Genomic DNA, 14522 nt, shown 5'->3' on the forward strand with positions numbered 1-14522 from the left:
TTTCAATCAACCTCTTGTCATTAGTTTAAATATGTGTAAATATAGATGTCAAGACAGGTGAAAAGAGAGGTGAGCGGTTGTGGGGGAAAACGGCATCATTATTGTTGGTAGCGGATTGGCCGCTTTAACAGTGGCTTATTATTTACAGGTGCAAGAAAATGTGATTGTTTTCACAAAAAAAGGGAAAACGGACTGCAACTCTTGGCGGGCGCAAGGTGGGGTGGCGGCAGCGTTAGCCCCCGACGATGATTGGCGCGTTCATTTCCACGACACGCTTACGGCCGGCTGCCATCATAACGATGTGCGAATGGTTGAGTTGCTCGTTCGTGAAGGGCCGAAGCGGCTGCAAGAATGGATGGACGCTGGGATGGCGTTCGATGCAGATGAACATGGACAGCTTTGCTTCGGCCTTGAAGGCGGGCATAGCCACCGCCGCATTTTACACGCTGGCGGCGACCAAACGGGCAAGGAGATCGTTACATTTTTGCTTCAGCAGGTGAAAGGGCGCGTATCAGTGGTGGAAGGTGAACAAGTCATCGAACTTTTGATGGAAGACGGCCGCTGTGTCGGGGTGAAAACGAAGCGAAAAGACGGTGCTGTCTCCGTTTGGCGGGCGGCGGCAGTCGTCCTAGCGACCGGCGGCTGCGCCGGGCTGTATACGTTCACTTCCAACGCGCCGACCGTGACTGGTGATGGCATTGCCATGGCGTATCGCGCCGGCGCGGCAGTCGCCGACATGGAATTTATCCAATTTCATCCGACGATGCTGGCTGTCGGAGGAAAAGCGGTCGGATTAGTATCGGAAGCGGTGCGCGGAGAAGGAGCGGTGCTTGAGACGGAAGACGGGCGGCGCTTAATGAATGGCGTTCACCCACTTCGTGATTTGGCACCGCGTGATGTTGTCGCCCGCGCGATCGCCGCGGAAACGGAGCGAGGCGGCCGCGTCTACTTAAATATTTCCGCCGTTCCTCATTTCCACCGCCGTTTTCCGACGATTGCGGCGTTATGCGAGGCGCATGGCGTTGATCTTGAGGCCGGCCGCCTCCCGGTTGTGCCAGGCGCCCACTTTTTAATGGGCGGCATTATGGTCAATGAATGGGGGCAGACGACCGTGCCGGGCTTGTATGCCGTTGGGGAAGTGGCGTGCACCGGTGTGCACGGTGCCAACCGGTTGGCAAGCAATTCGTTGCTTGAAGCGATCGTCTTTGGAGCCCGTGTGGCCCACTCTATCAATCGCCGGGAGGAGTGGCCGACGTCAGTATACCGCGCTGCCCGATCGTTTGGCCACTCGCGTCGTCTTTTGGTGCCTCCGCTTCCGGAACGGTCGTGCATCCGTGAGCGATTGTCCACATTTGTCGGTATCGTCCGTGAAAAAGGGCGGCTTTGTGAGGCGGTTCGCTGGTTCGAACAATTTTCCTTGCCAGATTGGTTGGATGGCGATCTTGAATGCTTGTCGGCAGAGGAGATTGAAACAGGGTATATGCTCCTTACCGGTTGGCTTGTCGCCTCGTCTGCGCTTCGCCGCACGGAAAGCCGTGGCGGCCACTACCGAAGTGATTTTCCGTATGATCATCCGGACTGGAAAGGCCGACGCCTCGTGCGGACGAAAGAAGAGTGGGAGCATGCACCAGTTGGACGGTAAAGCGGGAATAAGATCAAAAGGAGGATGAGGCGATGAATCGGTTAAAACTCGAACAGTTGTTGAGGCAGTTTTTTCTTGAAGATATCGGCGATGGGGATGTGACAAGCGACACGATTTTTCCGGCTAACGAACGTGCGACGGGGGTGTTTACGGCGAAAGAGGACGGGGTTGTGGCTGGCGTCGACCTTATTGCCACTGGCTATCAACTGCTTGATCCGCATATCGAGGTATCGATCATGAAACGGGACGGCGAACGGATTGCAGCTGGTGAAACGATCGCCGCCGTTTCTGGGCCTGTCCGTCCACTGTTGTCTGGTGAGCGCGTCATTTTGAATTTGCTTCAGCGTTTGAGCGGCATTGCGACTATGACGCGGCAGGCGGTTGACCTGCTTGGTGACAGCCATACTCGCCTTTGCGATACGCGAAAAACGACACCGGGTTTGCGCATGTTGGAAAAATATGCGGTTACTTGCGGTGGCGGCTACAATCACCGCTTTGGCTTGTACGATGGTGTGATGATTAAAGACAATCATATCGCCTTTTGTGGGTCGATTGCCGCCGCTGTCAAAGCGGTGAGAGAGCGGCTCGGCCATATGGTGAAAATCGAAGTCGAAACGGAAACGGAAGCTCAGGTGCTCGAGGCGGTCGAAGCCGGGGCTGACATTATTATGTTTGACAATCGGACGCCGGATGAAGTGCGGTCGTTCGTCCGGCTCGTGCCGAAACCGATCATCACGGAGGCGTCCGGCGGTATTACGCTCGCCAATGTAGCAGCATACGGTGCGACCGGAGTCGACTACATTTCACTTGGGTTTTTAACGCATTCAGCTGCAGCGTTGGACATTAGTTTTTATTTACAATGACGGAGGAGAGAATGATGAACGTACTCGAACAGTTCAAACAGCTCGATAATATGCCGGAACAGTATAAAACGATGGACAGAGATGAGCTCGAAGCGCGCGCCCGCGCGGTGAAGGAGCAGCTCGGGCGGCGTCTTTTTATCCCTGGACATCATTACCAAAAAGATGAGGTCATTCAGTTCGCTGATGCCACCGGCGACTCGCTTCAGCTTGCCCAACTGGCGGCGAAAAACAACGAAGCGGAATATATTGTGTTTTGCGGCGTCCATTTCATGGCGGAAACCGCGGACATTTTAACGAGTGAGGAGCAGGCAGTTATTTTGCCGGACTTGCGCGCTGGCTGTTCGATGGCCGATATGGCCGATATTTTTCAAGTTGAGCGGGCATGGGCGGCATTGACGGATCGATTTGGCGAGACGATTCTGCCGCTTGTATACGTCAATTCCACAGCGGCGATTAAAGCGTTTGTCGGCCGAAATGGAGGGGCGACGGTTACGTCGTCCAACGCGCAAAAGATGGTAGCGTGGGCGTTTTCACAAAAAGAACGGATCTTCTTTTTACCGGACCAGCATTTAGGCCGAAATACGGCCTATGCACTCGGCGTTGGCCTTGACGAGATGGCCGTCTGGGATCCATATGAGGAAACATTGCAAGGCAACGGTGACCTTGACAAGGTGAAAGTCATTCTTTGGAAGGGCCATTGCTCGGTGCATGAAAACTTCAATGTCCGGCAAATCGAGCATATTCGGCAGACGAAACCGGAAACAAAGGTAATCGTCCATCCGGAATGCAGCTGGGACGTCGTCCAGCAAGCCGATTACGCCGGTTCAACAAAATACATTATCGAAACGATTCGCAACGCCTCACCCGGTAGCCGATGGGCGATCGGAACAGAAATGAATTTGGTGAATCGCCTTATGCATGAGCATCCGGACAAAGAAATCATTTCTCTTAATCCGTATATGTGCCCGTGTTTGACGATGAACCGGATCGATTTGCCGCATTTCGTTTGGGCGTTGGAATCGCTCAGTGAAGGAACAGTCGTCAACCGCATTACCGTTCCAAGGGAAGTAGCGTTCGAAGCAAAGCTAGCACTCGAGCGCATGCTTGCCCTTGCCTAGTTCTCCTCCCTGGCGAAGACGGGATCGCTTCCGTCCGGCCAGGGATTTTTTTATCATAAATCAACAACCATCGTCATACATTGTGTTGAAAGATGATAACAAGAAACAAGCATCGGTTGGATAGAGCGCAAACAGTCTCGGTTTAGGAGGGGAACCGCGTGAAAATCCATATTGTTCAAAAGGGCGATACCCTTTGGAAAATTGCCCAAAAATATGGGGTTGATTTTGAACAATTGAAAAAGATAAATGGGCATTTGAGCGATCCGAATATGATTATGCCTGGCATGAAAATTAAAGTGCCGACAGCAGGAGTGCCAATAAAAAAAGAAACAAAAACGTATGCACCGTCAAAAAAGCCGAAAGTGGGAGAACATCCGTACGCGGAGACGAAACCGTTCGTTTCATTCAATATTGATGCGGAGATGGACACAGCTAGCGGCTCCGTCTCGGAAAATGAAATACCAGTGAACGAGGCGCCGAAAGCAGTGGAAAAAGAAAAACCGAAGGCGCCAGCGGCCAAAGCGCCGAAAGCGGAAGTGAAAGAAAAACCGAAAGCACCAGCGGTCGAAGCACCGAAAGCGGAGGCGAAAGAAAAACCGAAAGCGCCAGCGGTCGAAGCACCGAAAGCGGAGGTGAAAGAAAAACCGAAAGCGCCAGCGGTCGAAGCACCGAAAGCGGAGGCGAAAGAAAAACCGAAAGCACCAGCGGCCAAAGCGCCGAAAGCGGAAGTGAAAGAAAAACCGAAGGCGCCGGCGGTCGAAGCGCCAAAGGCAGAGGGGAAAGGAACAGCAAAGGCGCCGATAAGCGGGACATCGAAGGGAATGGAGAACAAGAAGGCGAATGTGTCAGTGAACGAAGCCCCGAATGTGCCGGTGAACGAGACACCGAACGTACCAGTGAACGAAGCGCCGAACGTGCCGGTGAATGAAACACCGAACGTACCGGCGAACGAGGCGCCGAAAGCACCGACAGCCTATACACCGCCGCTTACACATACGATTCCGCCGGTCGTTCCGACCCCTCACGTTTCGTTTGCCAAATCGTTGCCGAATCTGCCACCGATTCCACCGAAGCCGAGCAACATTTTGCCTGGCATGATGAAAGAGGAGATGGATGAAAGCCCAACTGAACTGAAAGGGGAACAAACAGAAATAGCAGACGAAAGCGAGGAAACCCCGCCACCGTTGCCGAACATTCCGCATGTTCCAATTGCACCGATGACGGCACCAGTTTTCGGTGTTGACCAAGGATGTGTGCCAGTGACGCCTATTTTGCCAGGAGCGGGGTTTTACATGTCTCCGCCGCCAGCCATGCCATCTTATTCTCCGCCGCCGGGTTCGTTAGGGGGCGGCCCGGAAAATAACCCGGCTCCATTTCCGGGCATTAGCGAAGGGAGCAATGATTCTTTAGAGTCTCCGCAGTTTTCTGAACCGGGGAAACACGGGGCTGCTGCTCCGCTTGCACCGCCAGCTGGTGCCGCTTTCGCTGCGTCCGGTCCTGCCGCACCGGGATATGCACCATCTGGAGTGTACGCGCCGCTAGCCGGATATCCGCCTTTTGGGTATGTGCCTGTGTATCCACCGACTCCGTACTACGGGGGATATGCCCCTCCGGGAGTGTACGCCCAGCCGGCTCCATACGGGTACGCGCCGCAACAAGCTGCGCAGGCGATCCCGTGGCCCGGTGCCGTTTACCCGGTAAGCCCACCCGCCGCCGGTTCGCGCCTGTTTGCCGGACCGCCGGATGAGGAGAGCGAGCATGGGGAAGAACAGTAACCTGACAGAAAGAGACGCCGTTGGCCGTCTCTTTTTTCTTCTTAGCCGCCAGTACCGGATTGTTATTCGGCAGGCTGTGGCGCTGAAACCAAATGTCATTGCCATCGCCACTTCGCACGGATCATTTGTCGCGAAAGCGTACCATTCGTTAGTGGCGGCTGAACGGCAAGCTTGGCTTCTTGCCGCTCTCCGCCGCTCCGGCTTTTTCGCCGCTCCAGCCGTTGTCCCGATCGGCCATGGAGGTGTCATCACTGCCGGAGGGCGACATTGGCTGCTGACAGAATATGTAGCTAGTGCGCGCCCATTTGTATTTGTCAACGAGTGCGACATCAAAGATGGGCTTCAAGCGTTACATAGCTACCATGTGGCAACGGCAAGGATCGTATGTGACAAACGGGCAGCCATGCGGCTGCCGTCTGTGCAGCTGTATGAAAAATGGCGGCGCTGTTACGATGAGTTTTGTCGACATTTGCCGTTCATTGAGACAGCGATGGAAAAAGAGGATATTTTATTTACGCTTCGCTGGGCGCATTACTGCTTGGCAACGTGCGGCGATTACGCCCAAGAGTTAGCGGCGGAGCCTGTCGTCATCATTCATGGGGATGTAGCGCCCCATAATTTTTTGCGCACTGCCGGTGGAGATGTATATATGATCGACTACGATGCGGCCGCCCTCGCCTCGCCCGGTCTTGATTATTGGCAATACGCAAACCGTATTTTGCCGCATATCGGCTGGTCGTATTCGGCGCTCGCCCGTTTTGTTCCGCTTGGTCGTTGGCTGGAAAAAAGTTGGTTTTTGCATGCGCTTTTGTTCCCTGCTGATGTATTTCGTGAGTGGCGACAGGCGGCCGCGCGACGCCGCCCGCTCGTATTGGATCGGAAGAAGCGGGAATGGTTTGTCCGTCGTCTTTTCGCTATGCTAAAATAAAGAGTAAAATCTTTGGAAAAAGGAGTCGAAGGCGGATGCAAGAAAAAATTGACAAGCTTGTCCAATGGCTGCGGGAACAAGTGGCGTCGGCTGGCTTAAACGGGGCAGTAGTCGGCATTAGCGGTGGCATCGACTCTGCCGTTGTCGCCCATTTGATCAAGCGGGCGTTTCCAGATAACTCGCTTGGCCTCATCATGCCGTGCAAAAGTCATGCAAAAGATATGGAAGATGCCCTCAAAGTGGTGGAAAGCTGCGGCATTCAATATCTTGTCATTGATTTGACCGAGGTGCATAAATCGTTGTTCGGCGCGGTGGAAGCCGAGTTGAAAGCCATCGGTGAGTGGAATGAAGAAAAGGCGCGGCTTGGCGATGCGAACACGAGGGCGCGTCTGCGCATGACGACGTTGTACGCTGTCGCCAACAACTATGGCTACCTCGTTGTCGGTACGGACAATGCGGCGGAGTGGCACACCGGCTACTTTACGAAATATGGCGATGGCGGGGTTGATTTAGTGCCGCTCATTCATTTCACAAAAGGCGAAGTGCGTGAAATGGCTCGTCTGCTTGGTGTTCCGGAAGAAATTATCACGAAAGCGCCGAGCGCCGGATTATGGGAAGGACAGACGGATGAAAGCGAAATGGGCACGACGTATGATATGATTGATAAATATTTAAAAGGTGAAGACATTCCAGAGCAAGACCGGAAAATTATTGAACGGCTGCATGAACGTTCGCACCATAAACGGCAGCTGGCCATTGCGCCACCAAAGTTTTAACCGTCGTCTTGTTGGTTTGAACTAACAGCGATAACCCCCCTGCTTTTTCCGCAAGCTAAATGTAAGGCTGGCTTTGCGCCAGCCTTGGGCGAAGGAAACCAAGGGGGGGTTTTCCATTGAGGTACGCGGTCAAATGGATCGGTGTATTGTCGGTAGCCGGCTTGCTCGCTTCATGCACCAATTATGGGACCAATGACGAAGGAGCCCAGCGCTATAACAATGCGGAGAGACCGATCGGCTATTACTCAACAGAACGGAACGATGATTTCCGCTACGGTCGTTACGGAACGAATGCGCTCAACTACGATAACAACTATATGTGGGCACGCCGCGGACCGGTGACTGACTTTTTGACGGACGGTGACCGCCTTGGTCGGTCGGCGGCGCCCCGGTTGGATGCGGACGTCCCAGCTCTTCCGCGCGGAGTCGATTTTGGCAACGGCGATTACAACTACCACGGGCATTTACATTCGCTGAATGTTGCTCCGCATCCATCGTACTACCGTAGCTATGACGGTGCTTTGGTTGAAGAGCTTTCCCGCCGCGCTGCAGCGGTAAGTGGAGTAGATGATGCTCGTACGGTCGTTTACGGCGATCAAGCGCTCATCGCCATTGCGACTGATACCCGCCATCCAGGTCGGCTGGAAGAGCGTGTTGCCAAAGCAGTGGCTCCGTACGCCAACGGCAAACGGGTACGTGTCACGTCCAATCCGAGCATGTACAACCGCATCCGCACGATTGACAACACAATTCGTCGCGGTGCGCCGATCAGCATGGAAGAAATTCGCCGCGATTTGCGTACTATTTTTATCGACGGTACGATTCAAGAACGGCCGGAAAACAATCGGTAGTTCGGCAAGGGGATGCCATCGGCATCCCCTTTACTCGTTTTCCGCTTTCAGCTAGGCGCAGCTGACATTTTCTGCGGTTTTTGCTATAGTAATATCGGAACATTCCGTTGTGATGAGAGGAGAAAGTTTGATGGCTGGACATTCGAAGTGGAAAAATATCCAACGGCGGAAAAATGCTCAAGATGCTAAGCGCGGCAAACTATTTATGAAACTGGCGAAAGAAATTTATGTTGCCGCAAAAACCGGCGGTGGTGACCCGGCGGCCAACCCGAGCCTGCGTCTTGTCATTGAGAAGGCAAAGGCGGCTAATATGCCGGGTGAAAACATTGAACGGGCGATTAAAAAGGCAACGGGGAACCAAGAACATACCAATTATGAGGAAATCCGTTATGAAGGATACGGACCGGGCGGCGTCGCTGTCATGGTTGTCTGCTTGACCGATAATAAAAACCGGACCGCTGCCAACGTGCGTTCAGCATTTTCGAAAAACGGCGGCAACTTGGGGGAAACAGGTTGCGTCTCTTACTTGTTTGAGCGCAAAGGATTGCTCGTCATCGATCGTGAGCAGCACAACATGGAGGAAGATGAGTTGCTGCTTTTGGCGATTGAGGCAGGGGCGGAGGAGATGGAAACGACGGACGAATCGTTCGAAATTTATACAACGCCCGAGTCGTTTGAGACGGTAAAAGAACAGCTTGAACAGCAAGGATTAACGTTTGCGAGCGCGGAAATTACGATGATTCCGCAAACATATACAACGTTATCAGGCGATGAATTGAAAAAGATGTTGAAGTTAATTGATACGCTTGAAGATGATGACGATGTGCAAGAAGTATACCATAACTTGGATGAATCAGTGATTGAGGAACAATAACAATCGTCGGCGGCACGCTGGCGATTTTTTTATAGACCGAGGTGGCGAAACATCATAACGGGGGAAACAACAGATAGAAATGTTGCTCCATCGAACAAACGTCAAAGTGTCAAATCGTTGGCGCGCATCTATCAATGACAGCATCGTCACCTGTTTGCTGACTTTGGCTCGGCAGCAGCTTGTTTTTACAAAAAAAGCTAACGAAACAGTAATAAAATGGCGACTGGCGGCGAAACTAATGATGTAAGAAAACTATCATTTTGGAAGAGAGGAACGGACAATGCGAATTCTTTCCATCATGTTGTTGGTTGCTGCAGTCGTGTTGCCGACTCATTCGGCGTTCGCCGCACCAACGCCGGTGAACATGACGATTGTATTGCAGCAGCAATACTTAGACGGAGAGATGAGCGAGGAGAAAAGAACGGAAACGGTTGTTTCGTTAACAGAAATATGGAAAAAGTACCGCGACTGGCAGCTGATTGATCTCGATGGACAGACGATCGTCTTTCGCAAAACGATTAACGACATTTCCCCGTTGTTAAAAACAAACGGCTATTTCGGGCTCACCGATGATGGTACATTATCTATTTTTAACGGTAAACCGAATCAGTCGGGGAAAATTATCCAGTCGTTTTTTCAAATCGATGTACAAAAACTAGAAAGCCGCCAGCAGGCGAAATTAAAACAAGGCATCCGCGTCCTCTCGAAAGAACAATATGAACAAGTGATCGAAATGTATCGCCATTTTGCGGTCGTGCATTAAAACGGAATCCCGTGGTGTGAAGCGCATCACGGGATTTGTTTTTTGCTATAATGAAATCGTATGATACAATGAAAGGACGAGAAAAGGAGAGGAGTATGCATTGATCGAGTTTATCCGCGGATATGTCGATTACATCTGTCCCGAATATATTGTGATCGACCATAACGGCATCGGCTACGAAATTTTTACTCCCAACCCGTTTGCCTTTGAGGAGAGTCGTGAGGCAGCGGTAACGGTATATACATACGAATACGTGCGTGAAGATGTGCACGCTTTATACGGATTTCTAACGCGTGAAGAGCGAAACTTGTTCGCCAAGCTGCTTCAAGTGTCCGGCATTGGACCAAAAGGGGGGCTCGCTATTTTGGCAGCGGGGCGTCCGGATGAGCTGGCACGGGCGATTGAGGAAGAAAATGAAGCATTTTTATGTAAGTTCCCGGGTGTTGGAAAAAAAACGGCGCGGCAAATGATTTTAGACTTAAAAGGAAAGCTTGCGATGTTTTCAATGCCAACGGCTCCACGACCGGCCGCTTCTCTGTCTGGGGAGCTTGCTGAGGCGATTGCTGCGCTCAAGGCGCTTGGCTATGCGGAACGAGAAATTGAAAAAATTATTCCGGCGCTCCGCGAAGAAACGATGTCGACGGAACAGTACGTGAAGCGGGCGTTGGCCATGTTACTGAAATAAATGGCTGTTGGCAACGAGCCAAAAGGGAGGGACGACGGTGGACGAACGGCTTGTATCTGGATCAGCTTTAGGCGGCGAGGCGGCGTTCGAACCAACCTTGCGCCCGCAATATTTGCATGAATATATCGGGCAAGATAAGGTAAAAGAAAACTTGCAAGTGTTTATTGAAGCGGCCAAGCTGCGTGAAGAAACACTTGACCACGTCTTGTTGTACGGCCCGCCGGGGCTCGGGAAAACGACGCTCGCCGCCATCATTGCGAACGAAATGGGCGTCAAGATGCGGGCGACATCCGGGCCCGCACTTGAGAGGCCCGGTGACTTAGCGGCGCTGTTGACATCGCTTGAGCCCGGGGATGTGTTGTTTATTGACGAAATTCATCGGTTGCCGCGGACGGTTGAGGAAGTTCTCTATCCCGCGATGGAAGATTACTGTTTGGACATTACGGTCGGCAAAGGGCCTGAAGCGCGCTCGCTTCGTCTAGATTTGCCGCCGTTTACGCTTGTTGGAGCGACAACAAGGGCCGGAGCGCTGTCCGCACCGCTGCGCGACCGATTTGGTGTCATCAGCCGGCTTGAATATTATCAAGTGGACCAACTAGCGCAAATTATTGAGCGGGCGGCTGCTATTTTGCATATTATCATCAACAATGAGGCGGCGCTTGAACTGGCACGCCGGGCGCGTGGCACGCCGCGTATTGCCAACCGTCTGCTCCGCCGTGTTCGCGACTTTGCTCAAGTGCGTGGGGACGGGGAAATTACGCTGCCGCTCGCCGTCGAGGCACTTGAGCGGCTGCAAGTCGATCGACTCGGGCTTGATCACATTGACCATAAGCTGCTTTTAGCGATCATTGAAAAGTTTGCCGGCGGTCCGGTTGGACTCGAAACGATGGCAGCCGTGATCGGAGAAGAAGCGCAAACGATCGAGGAAGTATATGAGCCGTATTTGCTGCAAATCGGCTTATTGCAGCGAACGCCGCGCGGGCGTGTCGCCACGCCGGCGGCGTATGCCCATTTAGGAATGGAGGTTCCGAAGCGGTGAACAGCTTGCCTAAGTTGATTATGATAATCGGCGTTGTGCTTATCATCGTTGGGTTTGTTATGCAGTTTGTCAAACTCGGCCGCTTGCCGGGGGATATCGTCATCCGCAAAGGAAACATGACCTTTTATTTTCCGATCGTCACATCGATATTGCTAAGCGTCGTATTATCATTGATTTTTTACGTGCTCGGGCGATTTCGCTAAAGAAAGGAGAACTTTATGAAAGTTGACTTGTTTGATTTCCATTTGCCTGAGGAACTCATTGCACAAACGCCGCTCCCGGATCGGGCGGCGTCGCGGCTGATGGTGCTCGATAAACAAACAGGGGCCATCCGCCATGAAACATTTCGCAACATTATTTCGTATTTACACCCTGGCGATTGTCTCGTCTTAAACGACACCCGTGTCATGCCAGCGCGCCTGTACGGGGAAAAAGCGGAAACGGGCGGGATGGTCGAGGTGCTCTTGTTAAAACAGTTAGACGGCGACCGTTGGGAGACGCTCGTCAAGCCAGGCAAACGGGTCAGGCCGGGAACGAAGCTCGTCTTTGGCGGCGGGAAACTTCAAGCTGTTTGTCTTGATACGCTTGAGCATGGCGGCCGGGTGCTTGAATTTTCGTACGAAGGGCTGTTTTATCAAGTATTGGCTGAACTTGGCGAAATGCCGCTCCCGCCGTATATTAAAGAAAAGCTCGATAATCCGGAGAGGTATCAGACGGTGTACGCTCGTGAAATCGGCTCAGCGGCAGCGCCAACAGCCGGCCTTCATTTCACTGAGGAGCTGCTTGACGCCATTCGGGAAAAAGGGATACATATCGCCTTTATTACGCTTCATGTTGGGCTCGGTACATTCCGGCCGGTGCAAGTGGATGACGTCGAAAAACACAATATGCACGCTGAGTTTTATCAAATGAGTGAGGAAACGGCGGCGATATTGAACCGCGTGCGTGCGAACGGCGGCCGCATTATCGCCGTCGGTACGACATCGACGAGGACACTTGAGACGATCGCCAATCGGCATGATGGCCGGTTTGCCGCTGAGAGCGGTTGGACGGACATTTTCATTTATCCAGGCTATGAGTTTAAAGCCATTGATGGGCTCGTGACGAACTTCCATTTGCCGAAATCGACACTCATTATGTTAGTGAGCGCATTCGCCGGACGCGAGCATATTTTGCACGCGTATGAAGTGGCGGTCAAAGAGCAGTACCGCTTTTTCAGCTTCGGCGATGCGATGCTCATCATTTAAGAAAGGAGAACAGCACGTTGACGACACCGATTCGCTTTGAACTGATCAAAACGTGTCGGCAGACAGGAGCGCGCCTTGGCATTCTCCACACGCCGCACGGCTCGTTTGAAACACCGATGTTTATGCCAGTCGGGACGCTTGCGACGGTCAAAACGCTATCGCCAGAAGAGTTGAAGGAAATGGGGGCAGGCGTCATTTTAAGCAATACGTACCATCTTTGGCTGCGCCCAGGCCATGACATTGTCGCTGAGGCGGGCGGCCTCCACGCTTTTATGAACTGGGATCGCGGCATTTTGACGGATTCCGGTGGATTCCAAGTGTTTAGCTTGAGCGAATTTCGCCGGATTGAGGAAGAAGGTGTCTATTTCCGCAACCATTTAAACGGCGACAAGCTGTTTTTATCGCCGGAAAAAGCGACTGAAATCCAAAATGCGCTCGGTGCTGACATCATCATGGCGTTTGACGAATGTCCGCCGTATCCGGCGACGTATGACTATATGAAACGGTCGGTCGAGCGGACGAGCCGCTGGGCGGAGCGCTGCCTGAAAGCTCATCGACGCTCGAATGAACAAGGGCTATTTGGCATCGTCCAAGGCGGTGAATATGAGGACTTACGCCGGCAAAGCGCGCGCGATTTAGTGTCGCTCGATTTTCCTGGCTATGCCGTCGGTGGGTTGTCGGTCGGCGAGCCGAAAGATGTGATGAATCGGGTGCTTGAGTTTACAACGCCACTTTTGCCGACGGACAAGCCCCGCTATTTAATGGGCGTCGGTTCACCCGATTCACTCATTGACGGTGCGATCCGCGGCATCGACATGTTTGACTGCGTCTTGCCGACGCGCATCGGCCGCAACGGAACGGTTATGACGAGTGAGGGGCGGGTTGTCATTAAAAACGCCCAGTACGCCCGTGACTTCACACCGCTTGATCCGAACTGCGATTGCTATACGTGTCGAAACTACACGCGCGCCTATATTCGCCATCTCATTAAATGTGATGAAACATTTGGTATCCGGCTCACGTCTTACCATAACGTCTATTTTTTGATAAAATTAATGGAGCAGGTGAGACAAGCGATTCGTGAAGATCGACTCGCCGATTTCCGTGAGGAATTTTTTGAGCGTTACGGCTTTAACAAGCCAAACGCGAAAAACTTTTAGTCATTAGAAAGGAGGGGGATTGAATGAACGCGACGATTGCGAATTTATTGCCGATCGTGCTGTTTTTCGTCATTTTCTACTTTTTGCTTATTCGCCCACAGCAAAAGCGGCAGCGCGCCGTCCAACAAATGCAGGCGAATTTGAAAAAAGGCGATAAAATCGTCACGATTGGCGGTTTGCATGGCATCATCGACTCGGTCGATGAAGATAAAATCATCATCCGCGCCGGTGACGGCACGCGGCTTACATACGACCGTTCTGCGGTGCGTGAAGTTGTCGGAAAGCAACGCATAACCTAAATGGAAAGCAACGGCTGACAGCGTTAGAAATGGAGCTGTCATCGAAAAGATGAATACTGACGACAAAAAAGCGGCTGTTTCGTTTGGAAACAGCCGCTTTCACATTGAGACACTCGCTTATGTCCGCTCGCGGCGAGCCGGTGACAGGTTGACACCGACGATGCCGCCAAGGGCAGCAGAGACAAAAAAGAGAAGATGATACAGCCATTGTTGGGCTGTAAATGGCTTTTCGATGCCAAGAAATTGAAACAAAAAGATGATCGCGGTAAATAAGAAGCCGGTCAGTCCGCCGGCAAGCCATCCCTTTTCTTGACTTTTTCCGCCAGCAACGATGCCGCCGATGAACATCGAAATGACCGAGACGGCAAAAATTATCCATGTAAGCGACGATTCCTGGATGTCCGTCCATTTAAGCAACAACGAAAAAATGAAGCTAACGAGCGCTGCCAAAACGAAAATGGTGGAGACCCCGTATACGAGTGCGCTGCCAAGTCGTGACACC

16 protein-coding genes are annotated in these 14522 nt (G+C 52.4%); 15 read left to right on the forward strand and 1 reads right to left on the reverse strand.

The window, feature by feature from the left end; all coding sequences use genetic code 11:
- The first annotated feature begins 79 nt into the window (after window positions 1–79).
- The 15 genes from nadB to yajC all read left to right on the forward strand — a co-directional run bounded on the left by nadB (window position 80) and on the right by yajC (window position 14020).
- A complete protein-coding gene (nadB, locus tag DSM465_RS0103785; RefSeq protein ID WP_029760658.1) occupies window positions 80–1642 on the forward strand; it encodes an L-aspartate oxidase in 1563 nt (520 codons plus the stop codon).
- Between the two features lie 32 nt (window positions 1643–1674).
- The gene (gene nadC / locus DSM465_RS0103790; protein ID WP_029760659.1) at window positions 1675–2505 is read left to right on the forward strand and encodes a carboxylating nicotinate-nucleotide diphosphorylase; all 831 of its coding nucleotides are present in this window, start codon (window positions 1675–1677) and stop codon (window positions 2503–2505) included.
- Between the two features lie 14 nt (window positions 2506–2519).
- The gene (nadA, locus tag DSM465_RS0103795; protein WP_029760660.1) at window positions 2520–3623 is read left to right on the forward strand and encodes a quinolinate synthase NadA; all 1104 of its coding nucleotides are present in this window, start codon (window positions 2520–2522) and stop codon (window positions 3621–3623) included.
- 158 nt (window positions 3624–3781) lie between these two features.
- Complete coding sequence (safA, locus tag DSM465_RS0103800) at window positions 3782–5398, forward strand: SafA/ExsA family spore coat assembly protein (RefSeq protein WP_029760662.1); 1617 nt, start codon at window positions 3782–3784, stop codon at window positions 5396–5398.
- Window positions 5382–6326: a phosphotransferase gene (locus tag DSM465_RS0103805; RefSeq protein WP_011887896.1), complete on the forward strand. Its 945-nt coding sequence runs from the start codon at window positions 5382–5384 to the stop codon at window positions 6324–6326. Before safA ends, DSM465_RS0103805 begins: the two co-directional genes overlap by 17 nt.
- 35 nt (window positions 6327–6361) lie before the next feature.
- Window positions 6362–7102: an NAD(+) synthase gene (gene nadE / locus DSM465_RS0103810; RefSeq protein WP_029760663.1), complete on the forward strand. Its 741-nt coding sequence runs from the start codon at window positions 6362–6364 to the stop codon at window positions 7100–7102.
- A 116-nt stretch (window positions 7103–7218) separates the two neighbouring features.
- Complete coding sequence (locus DSM465_RS0103815) at window positions 7219–7953, forward strand: YhcN/YlaJ family sporulation lipoprotein (RefSeq protein WP_029760664.1); 735 nt, start codon at window positions 7219–7221, stop codon at window positions 7951–7953.
- Window positions 7954–8083: 130 nt separating this feature from the next.
- Window positions 8084–8827: a YebC/PmpR family DNA-binding transcriptional regulator gene (locus DSM465_RS0103820; protein WP_029760665.1), complete on the forward strand. Its 744-nt coding sequence runs from the start codon at window positions 8084–8086 to the stop codon at window positions 8825–8827.
- A gap of 280 nt (window positions 8828–9107) precedes the next feature.
- Window positions 9108–9590 (forward strand): intercompartmental signaling factor BofC, encoded by a 483-nt coding sequence (locus tag DSM465_RS0103830; protein WP_029760666.1) that lies wholly within the window; start codon window positions 9108–9110, stop codon window positions 9588–9590.
- Window positions 9591–9690: 100 nt separating this feature from the next.
- A complete protein-coding gene (gene ruvA, locus DSM465_RS0103835; protein WP_029760667.1) occupies window positions 9691–10275 on the forward strand; it encodes a Holliday junction branch migration protein RuvA in 585 nt (194 codons plus the stop codon).
- Window positions 10276–10312: 37 nt separating this feature from the next.
- The gene (ruvB, locus tag DSM465_RS0103840; protein WP_011887894.1) at window positions 10313–11314 is read left to right on the forward strand and encodes a Holliday junction branch migration DNA helicase RuvB; all 1002 of its coding nucleotides are present in this window, start codon (window positions 10313–10315) and stop codon (window positions 11312–11314) included.
- Window positions 11311–11517, forward strand: coding sequence for a DUF2905 domain-containing protein (locus DSM465_RS0103845; protein ID WP_008881047.1), 207 nt, complete (start codon window positions 11311–11313; stop codon window positions 11515–11517). Before ruvB ends, DSM465_RS0103845 begins: the two co-directional genes overlap by 4 nt.
- Before the next feature lie 15 nt (window positions 11518–11532).
- Window positions 11533–12561 (forward strand): tRNA preQ1(34) S-adenosylmethionine ribosyltransferase-isomerase QueA, encoded by a 1029-nt coding sequence (queA, locus tag DSM465_RS0103850; protein ID WP_008881046.1) that lies wholly within the window; start codon window positions 11533–11535, stop codon window positions 12559–12561.
- 17 nt (window positions 12562–12578) lie between these two features.
- Entirely contained in the window at window positions 12579–13721 is a 1143-nt protein-coding gene (tgt, locus tag DSM465_RS0103855; RefSeq protein WP_008881045.1) for a tRNA guanosine(34) transglycosylase Tgt, read from the forward strand.
- 23 nt (window positions 13722–13744) lie between these two features.
- Window positions 13745–14020 (forward strand): preprotein translocase subunit YajC, encoded by a 276-nt coding sequence (yajC, locus tag DSM465_RS0103860; RefSeq protein ID WP_008881044.1) that lies wholly within the window; start codon window positions 13745–13747, stop codon window positions 14018–14020.
- A 117-nt stretch (window positions 14021–14137) separates the two neighbouring features.
- Here yajC and DSM465_RS0103865 read toward each other — a convergent pair whose 3' ends face one another.
- A complete protein-coding gene (locus DSM465_RS0103865) occupies window positions 14138–14521 on the reverse strand; it encodes a TIGR04086 family membrane protein (protein WP_008881043.1) in 384 nt (127 codons plus the stop codon).
- Window position 14522: the final 1 nt, after the last annotated feature.

The sequence above is a fragment of the Geobacillus thermodenitrificans subsp. thermodenitrificans DSM 465 genome, assembly GCF_000496575.1.
Taxonomy (GTDB): domain Bacteria; phylum Bacillota; class Bacilli; order Bacillales; family Anoxybacillaceae; genus Geobacillus; species Geobacillus thermodenitrificans.